The organism is Borreliella japonica, assembly GCF_030438115.2.
Taxonomy (GTDB): domain Bacteria; phylum Spirochaetota; class Spirochaetia; order Borreliales; family Borreliaceae; genus Borreliella; species Borreliella japonica.
The window spans coordinates 15,356-31,182 of sequence record NZ_CP124062.1 but is presented as its reverse complement, the minus strand read 5'-3'; the positions used below and the strand labels follow the sequence as shown (position 1 = coordinate 31,182).

The 15,827-nt window shown below is 29.0% G+C and carries 17 protein-coding genes; 10 read left to right on the top strand and 7 right to left on the bottom strand.

Annotated elements, in window-relative coordinates; genetic code table 11:
- Nucleotides 1-639 (bottom strand): BB0027 family outer member beta-barrel protein, encoded by a 639-nt coding sequence (locus QIA21_RS00755; RefSeq protein ID WP_301392768.1) that lies wholly within the window; start codon nt 637-639, stop codon nt 1-3.
- Nucleotides 640-788: 149 nt separating this feature from the next.
- Here QIA21_RS00755 and QIA21_RS00750 point away from each other — a divergent pair, with 149 nt between their 5' ends.
- Together QIA21_RS00750 and QIA21_RS00745 are read left to right on the top strand one after the other, a co-directional pair.
- Nucleotides 789-1,694 (top strand): bifunctional 5,10-methylenetetrahydrofolate dehydrogenase/5,10-methenyltetrahydrofolate cyclohydrolase, encoded by a 906-nt coding sequence (locus tag QIA21_RS00750; RefSeq protein ID WP_301392767.1) that lies wholly within the window; start codon nt 789-791, stop codon nt 1,692-1,694.
- Complete coding sequence (locus QIA21_RS00745) at nt 1,695-2,426, top strand: YebC/PmpR family DNA-binding transcriptional regulator (protein WP_301392766.1); 732 nt, start codon at nt 1,695-1,697, stop codon at nt 2,424-2,426.
- 6 nt (nt 2,427-2,432) lie between these two features.
- Here QIA21_RS00745 and QIA21_RS00740 read toward each other — a convergent pair whose 3' ends face one another.
- Entirely contained in the window at nt 2,433-3,572 is a 1,140-nt protein-coding gene (locus QIA21_RS00740) for a PQQ-dependent sugar dehydrogenase (protein ID WP_301392765.1), read from the bottom strand.
- Between the two features lie 69 nt (nt 3,573-3,641).
- Between QIA21_RS00740 and ruvA the strand changes: the two genes are divergently transcribed.
- The 6 genes from ruvA to QIA21_RS00710 all read left to right on the top strand — a co-directional run bounded on the left by ruvA (nt 3,642) and on the right by QIA21_RS00710 (nt 9,579).
- Nucleotides 3,642-4,232 (top strand): Holliday junction branch migration protein RuvA, encoded by a 591-nt coding sequence (gene ruvA, locus QIA21_RS00735; protein ID WP_301392764.1) that lies wholly within the window; start codon nt 3,642-3,644, stop codon nt 4,230-4,232.
- A 46-nt stretch (nt 4,233-4,278) separates the two neighbouring features.
- On the top strand, nt 4,279-5,322 hold the full coding sequence (ruvB, locus tag QIA21_RS00730) for a Holliday junction branch migration DNA helicase RuvB (RefSeq protein ID WP_301392763.1): 1,044 nt from the start codon (nt 4,279-4,281) through the stop codon (nt 5,320-5,322).
- Nucleotides 5,297-6,337: a tRNA preQ1(34) S-adenosylmethionine ribosyltransferase-isomerase QueA gene (gene queA / locus QIA21_RS00725; protein ID WP_091973240.1), complete on the top strand. Its 1,041-nt coding sequence runs from the start codon at nt 5,297-5,299 to the stop codon at nt 6,335-6,337. The genes ruvB and queA overlap by 26 nt, the downstream gene beginning before the upstream one ends.
- A gap of 72 nt (nt 6,338-6,409) precedes the next feature.
- A complete protein-coding gene (locus QIA21_RS00720; RefSeq protein WP_301392762.1) occupies nt 6,410-8,077 on the top strand; it encodes a diphosphate--fructose-6-phosphate 1-phosphotransferase in 1,668 nt (555 codons plus the stop codon).
- A gap of 7 nt (nt 8,078-8,084) precedes the next feature.
- Nucleotides 8,085-8,594, top strand: coding sequence for a hypothetical protein (locus QIA21_RS00715; protein ID WP_301392761.1), 510 nt, complete (start codon nt 8,085-8,087; stop codon nt 8,592-8,594).
- Between the two features lie 4 nt (nt 8,595-8,598).
- The gene (locus tag QIA21_RS00710) at nt 8,599-9,579 is read left to right on the top strand and encodes an RluA family pseudouridine synthase (protein WP_301392760.1); all 981 of its coding nucleotides are present in this window, start codon (nt 8,599-8,601) and stop codon (nt 9,577-9,579) included.
- Here the strand turns inward: QIA21_RS00710 and QIA21_RS00705 are convergent.
- The gene (locus tag QIA21_RS00705; protein ID WP_301392759.1) at nt 9,576-10,541 is read right to left on the bottom strand and encodes a YitT family protein; all 966 of its coding nucleotides are present in this window, start codon (nt 10,539-10,541) and stop codon (nt 9,576-9,578) included. The genes QIA21_RS00710 and QIA21_RS00705 overlap by 4 nt on opposite strands.
- A gap of 128 nt (nt 10,542-10,669) precedes the next feature.
- Between QIA21_RS00705 and QIA21_RS00700 the strand changes: the two genes are divergently transcribed.
- Entirely contained in the window at nt 10,670-11,044 is a 375-nt protein-coding gene (locus QIA21_RS00700; RefSeq protein ID WP_301392758.1) for a rhodanese-like domain-containing protein, read from the top strand.
- The gene (udk, locus tag QIA21_RS00695; RefSeq protein WP_091973252.1) at nt 11,044-11,664 is read left to right on the top strand and encodes a uridine kinase; all 621 of its coding nucleotides are present in this window, start codon (nt 11,044-11,046) and stop codon (nt 11,662-11,664) included. Before QIA21_RS00700 ends, udk begins: the two co-directional genes overlap by 1 nt.
- On the opposite strand, the gene priA is transcribed toward udk, so the two are convergent.
- The 4 genes from priA to QIA21_RS00675 are packed head-to-tail and all read right to left on the bottom strand — an operon-like array spanning nt 11,661 to nt 15,826.
- Nucleotides 11,661-13,649: a replication restart helicase PriA gene (gene priA / locus QIA21_RS00690; RefSeq protein ID WP_301392757.1), complete on the bottom strand. Its 1,989-nt coding sequence runs from the start codon at nt 13,647-13,649 to the stop codon at nt 11,661-11,663. The genes udk and priA overlap by 4 nt on opposite strands.
- Nucleotides 13,642-14,241 (bottom strand): uracil-DNA glycosylase family protein, encoded by a 600-nt coding sequence (locus QIA21_RS00685; protein ID WP_301392756.1) that lies wholly within the window; start codon nt 14,239-14,241, stop codon nt 13,642-13,644. The genes priA and QIA21_RS00685 overlap by 8 nt, the downstream gene beginning before the upstream one ends.
- Complete coding sequence (gene truA, locus QIA21_RS00680; RefSeq protein ID WP_301392755.1) at nt 14,234-14,974, bottom strand: tRNA pseudouridine(38-40) synthase TruA; 741 nt, start codon at nt 14,972-14,974, stop codon at nt 14,234-14,236. The genes QIA21_RS00685 and truA overlap by 8 nt, the downstream gene beginning before the upstream one ends.
- A 12-nt stretch (nt 14,975-14,986) precedes the next feature.
- Nucleotides 14,987-15,826, bottom strand: coding sequence for a DUF2225 domain-containing protein (locus QIA21_RS00675; protein ID WP_301392754.1), 840 nt, complete (start codon nt 15,824-15,826; stop codon nt 14,987-14,989).
- Nucleotide 15,827: the final 1 nt, after the last annotated feature.

Genomic DNA, 15,827 nt, shown 5'->3' with positions numbered 1-15,827 from the left:
CTACAATTTATTTACATTTACTGTAACTGATAATGATATAAGTGCAAAATGTGCCATTTTAGCATAATTTCCAAATTCAAACATCATCCACCAAGATGTTGTTGCTCCAAAAGACCATTTATGGTTGAAGTTCCATAAAATTCCAGTTCCAAAAGAAATTGTAGGTAGTGCGTCAAAAGTTCTTAAATTTGTAATATTGTTATTTCTATCCCCGTATGTATTAAGAGAAAACCCCATGTTTGTGAAAACTGGAATTTGAAATAATTCTCCTATATCAAATATATAGTTTACTGAAAATGTAATAGGTACACTATAAAAAATTTTACCTACACTTGAATCTGGATTTAATATATTAAAAGAATGGTTAATGTCAAAGTTAAACATATATCTCAGTTCAAGTCCGATTGCCAAGTTGTTTAAAATATGGTACTGGTATTTTATTGCCCCAATACCTCCTGGATATAAATTGGTAGGATAAGCTTTTGATAAGTCATTGTAAAAAACAGGCACCCCAACACTTAAATCTATTCCCAAAGTAGAGTTTGTATGTCTATCAATATTGACTGCGGCTTCAATTTTTTTTATGTTTACACCAATTAGCAAGGTTGCAATTAGCATTATAAAAAGATATTTTTTCATTATTCTCCATTCTTTTAAAATTATTATCCTTGTTTATTATAGTTGAAAACAAATTTAATTACAATTTGAAATTTATAAGTTTAGCTTTCCTTATATTGATAATCTAAGTATAATATTAAGGTAATCTTGTTGGGTTTAAGAGGCATATTTTGAATACTGTGTTTAATGGTAAGGATTTTGCAAATAAGTATTATTTAATGTTGAAAGAATTCTTAAAACAGCACGATTTGAGAGATAAAATCGCATTAAAGGTGCTTTTAGCAAATGATGAGCCTGCAAGCAAGCTTTATGTTTCAATTAAGAATCGAGTTGCAAAAGAGATCGGCTTAAATGTTGAGGTAATTAAATTTTCTACAAATTCTGTTCAAAGCGATGTTTTAGAAGTAATTGATAGGGAAAATAAAAATTTAAGTACAGATGGGATTATTGTTCAATTGCCTCTTTTGAAAGGTATGGATTTAAATTCTATTTTAAATGGCATAGTTTATTCAAAAGATGTTGATGGTTTATCTTTTATTAATTTGGGTAAAATGATTTTGGGCGATAAGAAAGGATTTATTCCTTGTACAGCTCTTGCTGTATTAAAGATTTTGCAAGATAAAAGGATAAAAACATCGGGGAAAACGGTTGTTGTAGTCGGCAGGAGTCCTCTTGTAGGAAAGCCTATTTCAATATTGCTCTCATCAAAGCCTTATGATGCAACTGTTATTGCTTGTCATAGTAAAAGTATTTATTTAGATGTTTATTTAAGGCAGGCGGATATTGTTATTTCTGCTGTTGGTAAGCCTAAGTTAATAGACAAAAGCATGTTATGTGGAAAACCTTATGTAATTGATATTGGTATTTCTGAAATTGATACTGATAACGGAAAAATTCTCTCAGGCGATACAGATTTTGATAATATTAAAGATTGTGTTAAATTTATTACCCCTGTTAAGGGGGGAATAGGACCTGTTACGGTTCTTATGTTAATGTTTAACACAATTAAAGCTCATTTGATTAATAATAATATGTTTGACATTTTGGATCGGTTGGAAAAATTAATGGAGGTGTAAATGTCTGGTCACAGCAAATGGTCAACAATAAAGAGGAAAAAAGGCGCTCTTGATGCAAAGCGTAATAAAATTTTTACAAAGCTAATAAGAGAAATAACTATTGCAGCTAAAATAGGGGGGGGGGATATTGAGTCTAATCCAAGACTAAGAGTTGCTGTTAATAAAGCTAAAGTTGCCAATATGCCAAAAGATAATATTGAGAAGGCAATAAAAAAGGGTGTTGGCGGTAATGAAGGGGTAGAATATTTTGAAATCATTTATGAGGCTTATGCTCCTTATGGAGTGGCTTTAATGATTAAATGCTTGACAGACAATAAAAACAGAACTTCTAGTGATGTAAAAAGTGTTCTTTCAAAAGGTGGAGGATCTCTTGGGACCCCAGGTTCAGTCTCATATATGTTTTACAGAAAAGGTCTTATTGTCTATAATTTAGAAAAATATCTTGAGGATGAAATAATGGAATTTGCATTAGAAGTTGGTGCTGAAGATATTTTAGTTTCAAATAATGAAGTAGAAGTTGTAACAAGTCCTGATAATTTTGACAAAGTTTTATCTTTCTTAAAAACTAAATTTAAAGAAGAGATGGCAGAGATAGCTTTAATTCCTGAAAATAAAATTTCTTTAAACAAAGAGCAAGCAGAAAAAATAATTCTTCTTGTTGAAAAACTTGAAGACTTTGATGATGTTCAAGAAGTAATTCATAATTTGGAGATTCCAGAAGAATTAAACTAGTTTTATTTAAATCTTTTCGTAGTATACTCTGTAAATTTTATTTCCAAAATCATCTGAAAAAAGCATTGAACCGTCATGATATGTGATTATATCAACAGGGCGTCCAAATTTAGAGTTATCGGGCTTTAAAAATCCATATAAAAAAATTTCGTAATTTTTTGCTATTCTGGTTTTGGGATCAATATCTAGTGTGGTTATTCTGTAGCCAACAGGAGAAGATCTGTTCCATGAACCATGTTCTGCTATGAATAATTTATTTGTATATTCTTTTGGAAAGTTATTTCCTTGGTAAAAGTGTATTCCAAGTGGAGCTACATGTGCAGGAAGTTCATAGATGGATGGGCTAAAATTAGTATTTTTGGGTGCTTTGTTGTAAAAATTGTAATTTTTTTGGTTTTTTCCAAACACGTAGGGAAATCCAAAATGTTCTTTATATTTGATTATTAGGTTTATTTCATCTGGGGGGATGTTGTCTCCCAATCCGTCTTGACCATTGTCGCTAAAATATAGTTCATTGCTAACTGGATGGAGATCAAACCCAACTGAGTTTCTTACCCCAAAAGCTACTATGTCTTCTTTTTTTGTTTTTAAATCGATGCTGAGAATTATTGCTTCTTTATTTGGGGGAATATTAGCATTATTTTGAGATCCTATGTTTACTATTAATTTGTTATTTTTGGGATCCACTTTAATATAACGTCCAGAGTGCATTTTGGAATTATTTTTTGGTAAAAGTGAAAAAATTTGCATTTTCCATGTATAGTCTTCATTTGCTTTTATGCTTTTATTAATTTCTTCTTTTACATTTTCAACCACATATATTTTATCGACTGAAGATATATATAATTTATTATTCCAATAAGCAATGCCAATAGGGTTTTTTAGAGTTTTTGCTATGGTATAAATTTTTTTGGTTTTTGTTACAAAATATGCAAAAGTACTCCCAGATCCTATAAATATGTTTCCATCTTGATCGCTTGTAATTCCTCTTGGTTTTTCGATTGTATTGTTTAAGAAAATTTCGACTTTAAATCCATTTGGAACTTTTAGCAGGTTTGTGGTTTCTTCTGCTGCCATACTTATAGATAAGATTAAAAAAATAGTTGCAATTAATTGAAAATAGCTATTTAGAAGTTGATTTTTCATTTAGTGTCCTTTTTTTATTTAAGGCTTTTGCTTTAAATTGGATGTTTCTGTGTAATATAATTTAATTATATGATAAATAAGATCCATGGTAAAGTTATAGAAAAAAAAGAATCTAGTTTGGTTTTAATGACTACTGTTTTTGAATTTGAGCTTTTAGTTAGTGCATTTTGTCTTGCTAATTTTAATTTGTCAGACAAGGTCGAACTATTTACTTATCTTTATGCGAAAGAAAATGAATTAAAACTTTTTGGATTTTTGAATTCAGACGAAAGAGAGACTTTTAAAAGGCTTATTGGGGTGAGTGGAATAGGTCCAAGGGCCGCTTTAAGAGTGCTCTCTAATATAAGGTATAATGAGTTTAAGGATGCTATTGATAGAGAGGATGTTGAGCTTGTTGCTAAAATCAAAGGCATTGGTAAAAAAATGGCTGGTAAAATGTTTTTACATCTTCAGGGTAAGCTTTTAATTAATAATGAGCTTGAATCTAGTCTTGTTAAATTTAAAGAATTAGAAGAATCGATTGTTAGCATGGGATTTGATAGAAAAATTGTTGATACTAAACTTAAGGAGGCTTTCAATTCAGTTGAATTTTCAAATTTAAAAGACTCCGAAAAGGAACAGTTTTTATTTAAGGAGGTTTTAAAAAGAATGTCGAATTAATTATGTTAGTTTTTGGTAGTTATTAAATAGTCTTTAAGAGGTATTTATGAAAGACGAAAATAGTATAAAGTTTTCAACTTCTAATGAAAATTATTTATATGATAAGAATGAAAATGAGCTTAGGCCCAAAGTTTTTGAAGATTTTAAAGGTCAGTCTAATGTTAAAGAAACCCTTAGTATTTTTATAAGAGCTTCCAAAGAGAGAGATGAAGCTTTGGATCATGTTTTTTTAAGTGGTCCACCAGGTCTTGGAAAAACTACCCTTGCAAGTATTATTGCATTTGAGATGAATGCTTCGATTAAGATTACGTCAGCTCCGGCTTTTGATAAACCTAAAGATATTATTGGGATTTTGACAGGTCTTGATGAGAAGAGTATTTTATTTATTGATGAAATACATAGACTTAGGCCAATAATAGAAGAAATGCTTTGTATTGCTATGGAAGATTATGAGCTGGATTGGGTAATCGGGCAAGGAGCCAACGCAAGAACTGTTCGAATGCCACTTCCAAAATTCACATTGATTGGAGCTACTACTAAACCGGGAAGAGTAACATCTCCACTTTATGCGAGATTTGGAATTACTGCAAGATTTGAACTTTACAGTGAAATAGAGCTTGTTGAGATAATAAAGAGAAATTCTATTATTTTAAATATTGAAATAGAAGAGGATGCTGCTTTTCTTCTTGCAAGAAGTTCAAGAGGAACTCCCCGCATAGCAAATAGATTGCTAAGGCGAATAAGAGATATTGCTCAGGTAACTGGAAGTTTGGTTGTTACAAGTGACATTGTTGCAATTGGACTTGAAATGCTTAGAATTGATGGAGAAGGTCTTGATGAGCAAGATAGAAATATTTTAAGAAGTTTAATATTGAAATTTAATGGGGGCCCTGTAGGTGTTGATACTTTGGCTATTTCTGTAGGGGAAACAGCAGATTCTCTTGAGGATTTTTATGAACCTTATTTAATTATGAAAGGATTTATTAACAGAACTCACAGAGGTCGTAAAGCTACTGAGTTTGCGTATCTCCACTTAAACTTAGAGATGAAAGAGGATGATATTAGTGAAAACCAAAGAGTTTCATTTTAATTTACCCTATTCTTTAATAGCTCAATATCCAAGTGAAAAAAGAGGAACTTCAAGGTTAATGGTGCTAGATCCTAAATTGCAAAAAAATTATCATGAAAATTCTGTAAACAATATTTTAAAATATATAAATAGTGATACTTTTATTATTTTTAATAACTCAAAAGTTAGAAAATCAAGAATGTATGCAGAATCAGAGATGGGTAGTAATGTTGAATTTTTGATTTTGGATAGAATTGGCACTGATTTGTTTACTGCGTTGATTTCTAAGTCCAAAAAGCAAATTGTTGGCAATGTTTACAAATTTCCTGAAGGATTAGTAGGTGAAATTTTGTCAAAAAATAGTAGTGAGATTGTTTTAAAATTTAATAATGATGTTGGGGAAGATTATTTTGAAAAATACGGTTTTATTCCTATACCTCCTTACATTAAAAGAGATTATGACAAAATAGATGAAGATCGATATCAAACTGTTTATTCTAAGTATGTTGGGTCTGCAGCTTCTGCAACTGCGGGTTTGCATTTTAGTCAAGATTTGTTTTCTGCTTTTAAAAAGAACAATATTGAATATGATTTTATTACTCTTCATGTTGGGCTTGGTACTTTTCTTCCTGTAAGATCAAAAAAGGTTGAAGAACATAATATGCATTTTGAAACTTTTTTAATAAAAGATTGTGTGGCTGATAGATTGGAGAATGCAAAATTGCTTGGTAAAAAAATTTTATCAATTGGTACCACAACACTTAGAGCTTTAGAGTCAGCTTATGACAATAAGCTTAAGAAGTTTAAAACAGGCCAGCAAAGTACAAATCTTTTTATTTATCCTGGTAAAAACTATTGTTTTAAGTTTGTAGACATGCTTTTTACAAATTTTCACACGCCACAATCTACTCTTTTAATGCTGGTCTCTTCATTTGCAGGCAAAGATTTTGTGTTTAGCTCTTATGAAGAAGCTATAAATAAAGGTTATAAATTTTTTTCTTATGGTGATGCTATGTTAGTTTTAAATCATATATAGATATTAGTTTTAAATTATTTTAATATTTAAGTTGTGATATAGGCTTGATTTAATTAATTAGGAGGAAAATGTATGAATACTTCTCTTTTTCAGCAAGAAAGGCAAAAGTATATTCCTAAATTGCCAAATATTTTGAAAAAAGATTTTAAGAATATTGGTTTAGTTTATGGAGAAAAGACCGAAGCAATTCAAGACAGACAGGCTTTAAAGGAATTTTTTAAGAATACTTATGGGCTGCCAATTGTAAGTTTTGCCGAGGGTAAGTCCAATTTATCTTTTTCAAAAGCTTTGAATATCGGAATTGTTCTTTCTGGGGGGCCCGCTCCTGGGGGGCATAATGTTATAGCTGGTGTTTTTGACGCAATAAAAAAATTTAATGCAAATTCAAAGCTTTTTGGATTTAAGGGCGGTCCTTTAGGCCTGTTAGAGGATGACAAAATTGAACTTACTGAGAGTTTGGTAAATTCTTACAGAAATACCGGAGGTTTTGATATTGTATCTTCTGGAAGAACAAAAATAGAAACAGAAGAACATTATAACAAAGCCTTATTTGTTGCTAAAGAAAACAATCTTAATGCTATTGTTATTATTGGTGGTGATGATTCGAATACCAATGCTGCTATTCTTTCAGAGTATTTTAAAAAGAAAGGAGAGAGTATTCAGGTTATTGGGGTCCCAAAGACAATTGATGCCGATCTTAAAAATGATCATATTGAAATTTCATTTGGGTTTGATTCTGCTACGAAAATTTATTCTGAGATGATAGGTAATTTATGTCGAGATGCTATGTCGACTAAAAAATATTGGCATTTTGTCAAACTTATGGGTAGGAGTGCGTCTCATGTTGCTTTAGAATGTGCTTTAAAAACTCATCCAAACATTTGCATTGTGTCTGAAGAGGTTTTGGCGAAAAAGAAAACTTTATCTGAAATTGTTGATGAAATGGTGTTTGTTATTTTAAAGAGATCTTTAAATGGGGATAATTTTGGAATAGTTATAGTTCCAGAAGGTGTGATTGAGTTTATTCCAGAAGTTAAGTCTTTAATGCTTGAATTATGCAATATTTTTGATAAAAATGAGAGTGAGTTTAAGGGACTTAATATTGAAGGAATGAAAGAAGTTTTTGTTGCCAAGCTTGGTGATTATATGAAGGGAGTTTACTTGTCTTTACCTTTGTTTATTCAATTTGAACTTGTAAATTCAATTTTAGAAAGAGATCCTCATGGGAATTTTAATGTTTCAAGAGTTCCTACTGAAAAATTGTTTATTGAAATGGTTCAATCAAGATTAAGTGAAATGAAAAAAAAAGGAGAATATAAGGGAAGCTTTATTCCAGTTGATCATTTCTTTGGCTATGAAGGTAGAAGCGCTTTTCCTTCTAATTTTGATAGTGATTATTGCTATGGTTTAGGGTACAATGCTGTTGTTCTTATTTTAAATGGCCTTACAGGCTATATGTCTTGTATAAAAAATTTAAATTCAAAACCAACGGATTGGATTGCAGGAGGAGTTCCCCTAACAATGTTGATGAACATGGAAGAGAGGTATGGGGTGCAAAAGCCTGTAATAAAAAAAGCTTTAGTTGATTTAGAAGGAAGGCCATTTAAAGAGTTTGTTGAAAATCGTGATAAGTGGGCTTTAAATAATTTGTATTTATGTCCAGGGCCTGTGCAGTATTTTGGTCCTTCTGAGATTGTTGATGAAATAACTGAGACTTTAAAGTTTGAATTATCGAAATAGAAAATTTATGCTTATTGCAAGCTTGTTGTTGTTTTTTAGTGTTTTGAATGTTTATTCAAATTCACTTGATTATTTCAAGCTAAATTTTAGTTATTTAAAGATAAGTATTGCTGAAAGTTTGCCATTGCAAGACAAATTAACTTCCAGTGGCAATTTTGTTTCTCATGAAAAAAATAGTATGTCTGTTGTCGATAAGGACGATTCTTTTCTTTACAAAAATATTCAAGAAAATAAAGCTTTAAATCTTGAGAATGAGCTTGAGTCAAAAACAGCAAAAGATTTGTTTAGGTTTTCAGCAATCAGTATTGGATCTTTTCCAATAGTTTTATTTTTGAGCTTGTTTTTTTTTGATGTAGGATACTATTTTTATAGCGGAATGAATGCAAGTTACGTTCCATATCCCTTTTCAAATGGTTCTAGGTTTTCAAAAGATGAAATTTATAAAAAATTTATTGTTTCAGCTTCCATTGGGACTATAGTTGCGTTAACTATAGCTTTGATTGATTATTTTCTTTAGTGATATGATAAGACTTAGGAAAGAATTTACTGTTAAAGAAAATGCTTTAAGATTGGATCTTTATTTATCAAACAATTTGGAATTTTTTACTAGAAGTCAAATTAAAAGAAGAAATGTAGAAGCTTTCAAAAAGAGTAATGGAAAATTTTTTAAGATAAAATTGTCCAAGCCTGTTTTTAAGGATGACGAAATGCTGATTGAATTTGACGAAGAGAGTAATCAAATTGATTGTCTTAGGCCCAATAATATCCCTATTGCTATAATTTATGAAGATTCTAATGTTATTGTTTTGAATAAACCACAAGGAATTTTAAGTCATCCTGGAATATCACATTGGGATGATACTGTTGTAAATTTTCTTTTATACCATGTGAAAAAATTGAAAATTAATTTTAATGAAGAAAAAATTAGACCTGGAATTGTTCATAGATTGGACAAAGATACTTCTGGAGTGTTAATTTGTGCAAAAAACATTGGTACTTTAAGGTTTTTATCTCAGCAGTTTAAAGATAAAAGAACAAATAAAGTTTACATTGCAATTGTTAGAGGCAATTTTAATAGTTTTTTTGGAAATATTGAATCTTTTATAGATAGAGATAAACACAATAGGAAAAGATTTGCTGTGTCTAAAGATAGAGGTAAAAAAGCATTAACAGAATATAGGTTATTACTCAATTTGGAGGGATATTCTCTTTTGGCTTTAAAACCTAAAACTGGCCGTACTCATCAATTGAGGGTCCATATGAAATATCTTAATTTTCCAATATTGGGCGATGAGGTTTATGGCAGATTAGAAGGCAGTTTCAAAAAAACAACTTTAATGCTTCATTCTTATAAGCTTGAAATTGATGTTGGAAACAAATCTTTAAAGAAATTCATTTCTGAATTTCCCAAAAGATTTGTTATTTTTTTGTCAAATTTTTACAAGAGTGATGAATTGAATTTGATTATTGATAATTTGGTTCTCTTCTTAAAAGATTTTTAATTTGAACCTTCTTGTTTTAATAAGATTGAATTAGCTATTATTTTGCCACCAGTGATTTCATTAGTGTTAATAACAGTAATGAAACAGTTTGGATCAACTTTTTGCGATATATACTTAATTCTTGATAAGCGCATTATTGGAACTACTATAAATACTATAGTTTTTTCTGTTCCTGCCCAAGCTCCTTTTCCGTTTATTAATGTAGCGGCCAATTTTAACTTATTTGTAAGAAGATAGGCAATTTCTTTTCCTTTATCCGAAATGATTAATATTGCTTTTTGATTTCCAAATCCAGTGCTTGTTTTGTCTGTCATTATAGATGTTACAAATGATGCTATTAGCGTATAAAGGGCGATTTCAATATTAAAGAAAAAGGTTGCAAGTATTAATACTGCTAGATTAATTATGAAGTTTGTTGTTCCAATACTAATTGAATATTTTTCTTTAATTATCATTGCAATTATGTCTGATCCGCCTGAAGAGCCTTTACCTTTGAATACTAGTCCAAGACCAAGTCCAGAAATAAGTCCAGCTAGTATTGATACAAGCATCATATCATTAAGATGTATTTTGTTTTGTAAAAACTGGGAGTAGTTTATGATAATAGAATATAATCCCATTGCAATCCAACTTTGAATGATGAATGTTATATTTAAAAATTTGATTCCAATAAGAAATAATGGGATATTTAATGCAAATATTGTCCATCCTAAATTGAAGCTTAACAAGTAATGTAGCATTAATGAGATGCCCCCAATTCCCCCACTAAGAAGTCCATGAGGAATATATAAAACATTTGTAGAAATTGCCATTAGTGCAGATCCCAAAGTTATTTGTATTGTACTACCAAGTATTAATTTGGGATTTTTAGCTATAGTTTTTAATTTTTTTGCTAGTATTATGAATAACAACTTAAGTTTTTTTTTAATTCTGCGCCAATGTATCTTTTTTTTCTTTTTCATCTCAACTCTAGGGTTACTTTTAAGTTGTAAGTTCTAATTTACTTGAATTTTATATTAATTTTTCAAAAAAAACAATTTTATTTCCTTTTTTTATTTTTTTTGATATCATGTTCATGGAAACTATGTCGATGAGTTATGCAAAATTTATAGCATTAATAGTTCTGCTTTTTTTTTATATTTGGTTTTTTATTATCCTTAGGATGAAAAGGGTAAATCTGTTTTTATTGGAAAAAATCAAAAATGGAGCAAAAATTTTGGATATTCGATCTCCCAAAGAATATAGTAAGTCTCATTATTTGAAATCGATTAACATACCTTTTAATAATTTATTTGCCAAAAAGGATAAATTGGGCGATTTTGAATCCCAAATAATTGTTTATGGCAAAAGTTTTAATAAGTCTTATGAGGCTAAAAAAGTTTTAAAAAGTATGGGATTTAAGAATGTGTTTGTGGCTGGTACTTTAAAAGACATGCCACAAATTAAGAAAAAAGAAGTTGGTTGATGGCTAAGATTATTGGGATATCTGGTGGTTCTGGAAGCGGAAAAACTACAGTTGTAAGCAAGATTAGTGAGTTTATTCCAGAGTTTGTCCTTATTTCTCAAGATAATTACTATAAGAGTGTAGGTGATTATGAATATGAGTTTTCTAAGGTAAATTTTGATCATCCGGATGCTTTTGATAATAATTTGTTTTATGAACATTTGAAAAATTTAAAAAAAAATAGCCCAATAGATATGCCTCTTTATGACTTTATTAATCATAAAAGACAACTTAAAACAGTTTTGGTTGTTCCAACTCCTGTTGTTATTGTTGAAGGTATTATGATTTTTGTTGATGAGAGAGTAAGAAATTTAATAGATCTTAAAATCTATATTGATACCCCAAATGATATTAGATTTATTAGGCGTTTAAGGAGAGATATTTCTAAAAGAGGACGTACCTTGGAGTCGGTTATTGATCAGTATTTGAGCACCACTAGATGGGGTTATTATAGATTTATTGAGCCTACCAAGGAATATGCTGATCTTATTATTCCTGAGGGAGGGCATAATGATAAAGCGCTTTATGTACTTTCAACGTTTCTTAAGTCTTTAAGTAAAGAAGGGTTAGACTTTATTTAAATTAATGATATTGGATAATAATCTATTTCAATGTAAACAGTATTCGTTATTTTTATCTTTTCTCTTGTCTTTTTAACTAGTTTTTCAAGCAAACTGTAGGACTTTGACAAGTATATTATATTATATCTGTAATTTTTAGATATTTTCTTCATAATAGCTTCTGATGGTCCTAAATGCTCAATTTCTTCTTGCAAAAATTCTTTAGATTTTTCAAAAAATTCCCAACATTTTTGTTTAGCTGATTCTTCATTTTTGCTTCTAAATATTATTCTAATAATTTTGTTAAACGGGGGATAGTTTAACTTTTTTCTTATATCTAGTTCTTGTTCGTAAAATTGTTCATATTGATTCTTATAAGCATACTTTATGGCATAATAATCAGGATTTTTTGTTTGTATTATAATTGTGTTGTCATCTTTGAATCTTGCAGCTCTTCCCATAATCTGTGAGAGTGTTGTAAAAATTCTTTCGCTGCTTCTAAAATCAGGTAATCCTATTCCAATATCCGCGTTGATTATACCTAGTGTTTTTATATTTTCAAAATTGAATCCTTTTGCGATGATTTGTGTTCCGATAAGTATGTCTATTTCTTTGTTTTCAAATTTACTTATTGAATTTATATTTTCTGTTTTTTTAATATCAGAATCTATTCTTGCAATTTTTGCATTTGGCAAAAATTTTTTTAATTCTTTTTCAACAAGTTGAATTCCATAAGTTTTGTATTTAATGTCTTTTGATTCACATTGAGGGCATTGGCTTGTTGTTTTTGTTTTATAGCTACAATAGTGGCATAAAAGTTTGTTTTCTTTTTTGTAGTAAATCAGACTAAATGAGCAATTTGGGCAACAAATTGTATGTCCACATTCGTTACATTCGAGATTTTTTAGATATCCTCTTTTATTAATGAAAATCAAAGATTGTCTTTTTTCATTCAAACTTTTTTGTATGCTGTATAATAGTTCTGATGAGATTGTGCTAGGTTCTTTTTTCATATTTATTATTTTTATATCGTCTATTTTGCTTTGAGAGAATTTGTTTTGCATTATTATTTTTTTTATTTGATTATGTTTCATTGCGTGGTATGCTTCAAGAGAAGGTGTTGCGCTTCCCATTATAAATTTAGCATTAAATTTTTTTTGCAAAAAAAATGCTACATGTCTTGAGTGAAATCTTGGGGTATTTTCAGATTTGTATGTAGTTTCGTGTTCTTCGTCCATAATTATTAATTTTAATTTGGTAAAAGGCAGCATTAGTGTACTTTTAATGCCAATAACAACCAGACTTTCTCCATTTTTGACTTTATTCCATATTAAATTTTTATTAGAATTTGGAACTTTAGAGTTGTATTCATAAATTTTATGGTGTTCATTTAATGCAGATTTTATTCTTTTTATTATTTGATATCCTAATGATATTTCAGGAATCAAGAAAAGTATTTGCTGTTCTAGTTGTAAGTAATATTCACACAGTTTAATAAATATTTCAGTTTTTCCAGATCCAGGTATTCCAAAAAGGTAAAAAACATTAGTTTTTTCTGACTCAACAATTTCTTTGTAAATATTTTGTTGTTCTTTGTTTAGTTGAAGGTGATTTTTATGATCCGGATACAGGCACCCATTTATTGAAGGCAATGTTTGATTTTTTTTGGATTTTGCATTTTGGGGCAATCCAAAGAATAGAGTTTCTCCGAATCCTGAAAATGTTTTTTTACTAATCCAATTTGCTAAATTAATGTTATGTTCTGTTATTATTTCAGTTTTATCTATTATTTTAATAATTTCTTTTATTTTAAATTCAAATTTTTCTTTGAATTCGTTTTCAAAATATTTTTTAATAATTATTCCAATTTTATTGGAGCCATTAAAATTAACCATTACTCTTATTCCAATTTCTAGATTCAAGTTGAACCTGTAAAAAAAAAGTTTATTTAAAGGAATGTTTATTGCAATTTCATAGTAATAAGTTGAATGATAATGTTCAGCCATATTTTATTATGCCTTTTATTATTTTTAAATCTTGCCATATTTCTTTTTTTAATTCTGGATTTTTTATTTGATTTGTAGGAAGGTGTGTAAAAACTAATGGTATGCCTTTAAATCTTAGTTCTATTCCCCTTACAATTTGAATTCTTAATGGTTGATTTAAGAAAAAATCTATTTCTTCACAAGATAAAATTGCTTTGGGAGTTTTGTTGCTGATTTCTGAGTTAAGTGATTCAATATTGTCTATTATTTTATAATTTTGTATGTTTATGCTTTTGCACCATTTCGTTACAATATCCTTTGAAGGTTCGTTGAGATAGTTTTTGTTCACATATATTATAATATAATTGCTGATACTTTTTTCTTGTAAGGTATTATTTGATAATAGGTTTGTTAAATTTTTGTTTTTTTCAGGTACTTCTGCGGGTTTTTTGTTGTTTTCATTTTTTTGATAAATTTTAACATTTTTAACTTTTTCTATTTTTTGTTTAATCTCATTATCTATTTTTTCAAAATTTTCTGTAATTTTGCCTTCGATATTATTTGTTAATATTTTAAATAAAAAAAGTTTTTTAGCTAAAATATTGTTATTCATAGTAAACCTTGTCTAAAAATAAAGCATTTGCGGGCGCAGTTTTTCTTGCAAGGTTTCTATTTTTTGATTTTAGTATTGTTTTAAAAGTAGAAATTGATTCATTTTTTATTTCAATATCCAACATTGTACCTATTATTGATCTTACCATTTTCCACAAAAAAGAAGACCCTATTATTTCAAAAATAATATATTTTCCTCTTTTTTTAAACTTGGCAAAATATATATGCCTAAATTTGGATCTGCTTTTATCCTTTATGCATGAAAATGTGGTAAAATCATGGTTCCCAATTAATATTTTAGCCATTTGGTTTAAATTGCTTATGTTGAGTTTTTTATTTACATGGTGAGCTTGATATCCTTCCCAAGGATAGTAGTTGTTGCTGTTTAATATATAGTAACTGTATTTTCTTTTTTGAGCGTTAAAACGTGGATGAAATGAATTTTTAACATGTTTGAGTTTTAGTATTTTTATACTGTTTTTTAATAACATTGCATTTAAAGCTTTTTTTAGATTGTCTAGATGAATATTGATGTTCATCTTAAAAGTTATTATTTGTCTTTTTGCATGAACTCCTTTATCTGTTCTTCCAGATGAATGAATCTTTACTTTTTTTTTATTGATTTTCATCAGAGCTTTTTCAATTTCTCCTTGAACAGTAGGCTTTTCTGGCTGTATTTGAAATCCATAGTACATATGTCCGTCATAAGCTATTTCAGCTAATATTTTTTTCATTTATTTATTTATTTATTTAAGATTTTTCATTTCCCTTGATATTTTGAAGTAAACTTCTTTGATTTTATCTAAAAGTATTGAAGGCTTTTCTTTTGAAGATTTGCCCATTCCCGCTATTTTAGAAAGAGTGGTTTTTATGTCGTTTAATTGTTTGTATCTGTATTCTTTATTATCTTTATTTCCATAAAAGTATTCTAGAAGACCTGATAAGTAGAGAACACTGTCATAGCCATAATTTTTATCTGTATCTGGGCCGAATATGGTTGATGCGTTAACAGGTTCTGAATTGTCTTTGTCTTTTTCGATAACTAGTTTATAAAGATATGCAGCTTTGTGGTAAAATATTTTTTGAAGATAATTATAGTTTTTGTTTGGTTCTTCTTTTTCAAGGTCCTCAAATGTCCAAGCGGCTCTTATTGCTGATTTTGCTTGATTTAAAGTGGGATTATGATTCTTTTCAAAATGTTCGTAACATAGCATGGCAAGAATATAACTTGCAGCTCCTTCTTTTAATGTTCTAGATTTACTGAAGTTGATCATGTCATCAAAAATAGAATTTATTTTTTTTCTTTCGGACTTTTTATTTTGTAAAATTTCTTTTTTGTTTTTAGAGATTGAATTAAATTCGCTTGGAAATGTTGCAAAGTAGCATTTTGGACATACTGTTACAGAGTATATTCTAGGATAAATATTGCCATATTTGTCATTTTTTATATATTCTCTTTTTAGATCAATTTTCAACTCTCCAGCTATTAATCTGCTACTTCCAGTCAAAAGTTCTTCTTTTTGAAATTTAAAAGAGCATACAGGGCATTCAATTTTTTCTTTTGTAAAATATGATATTTTTTTCATG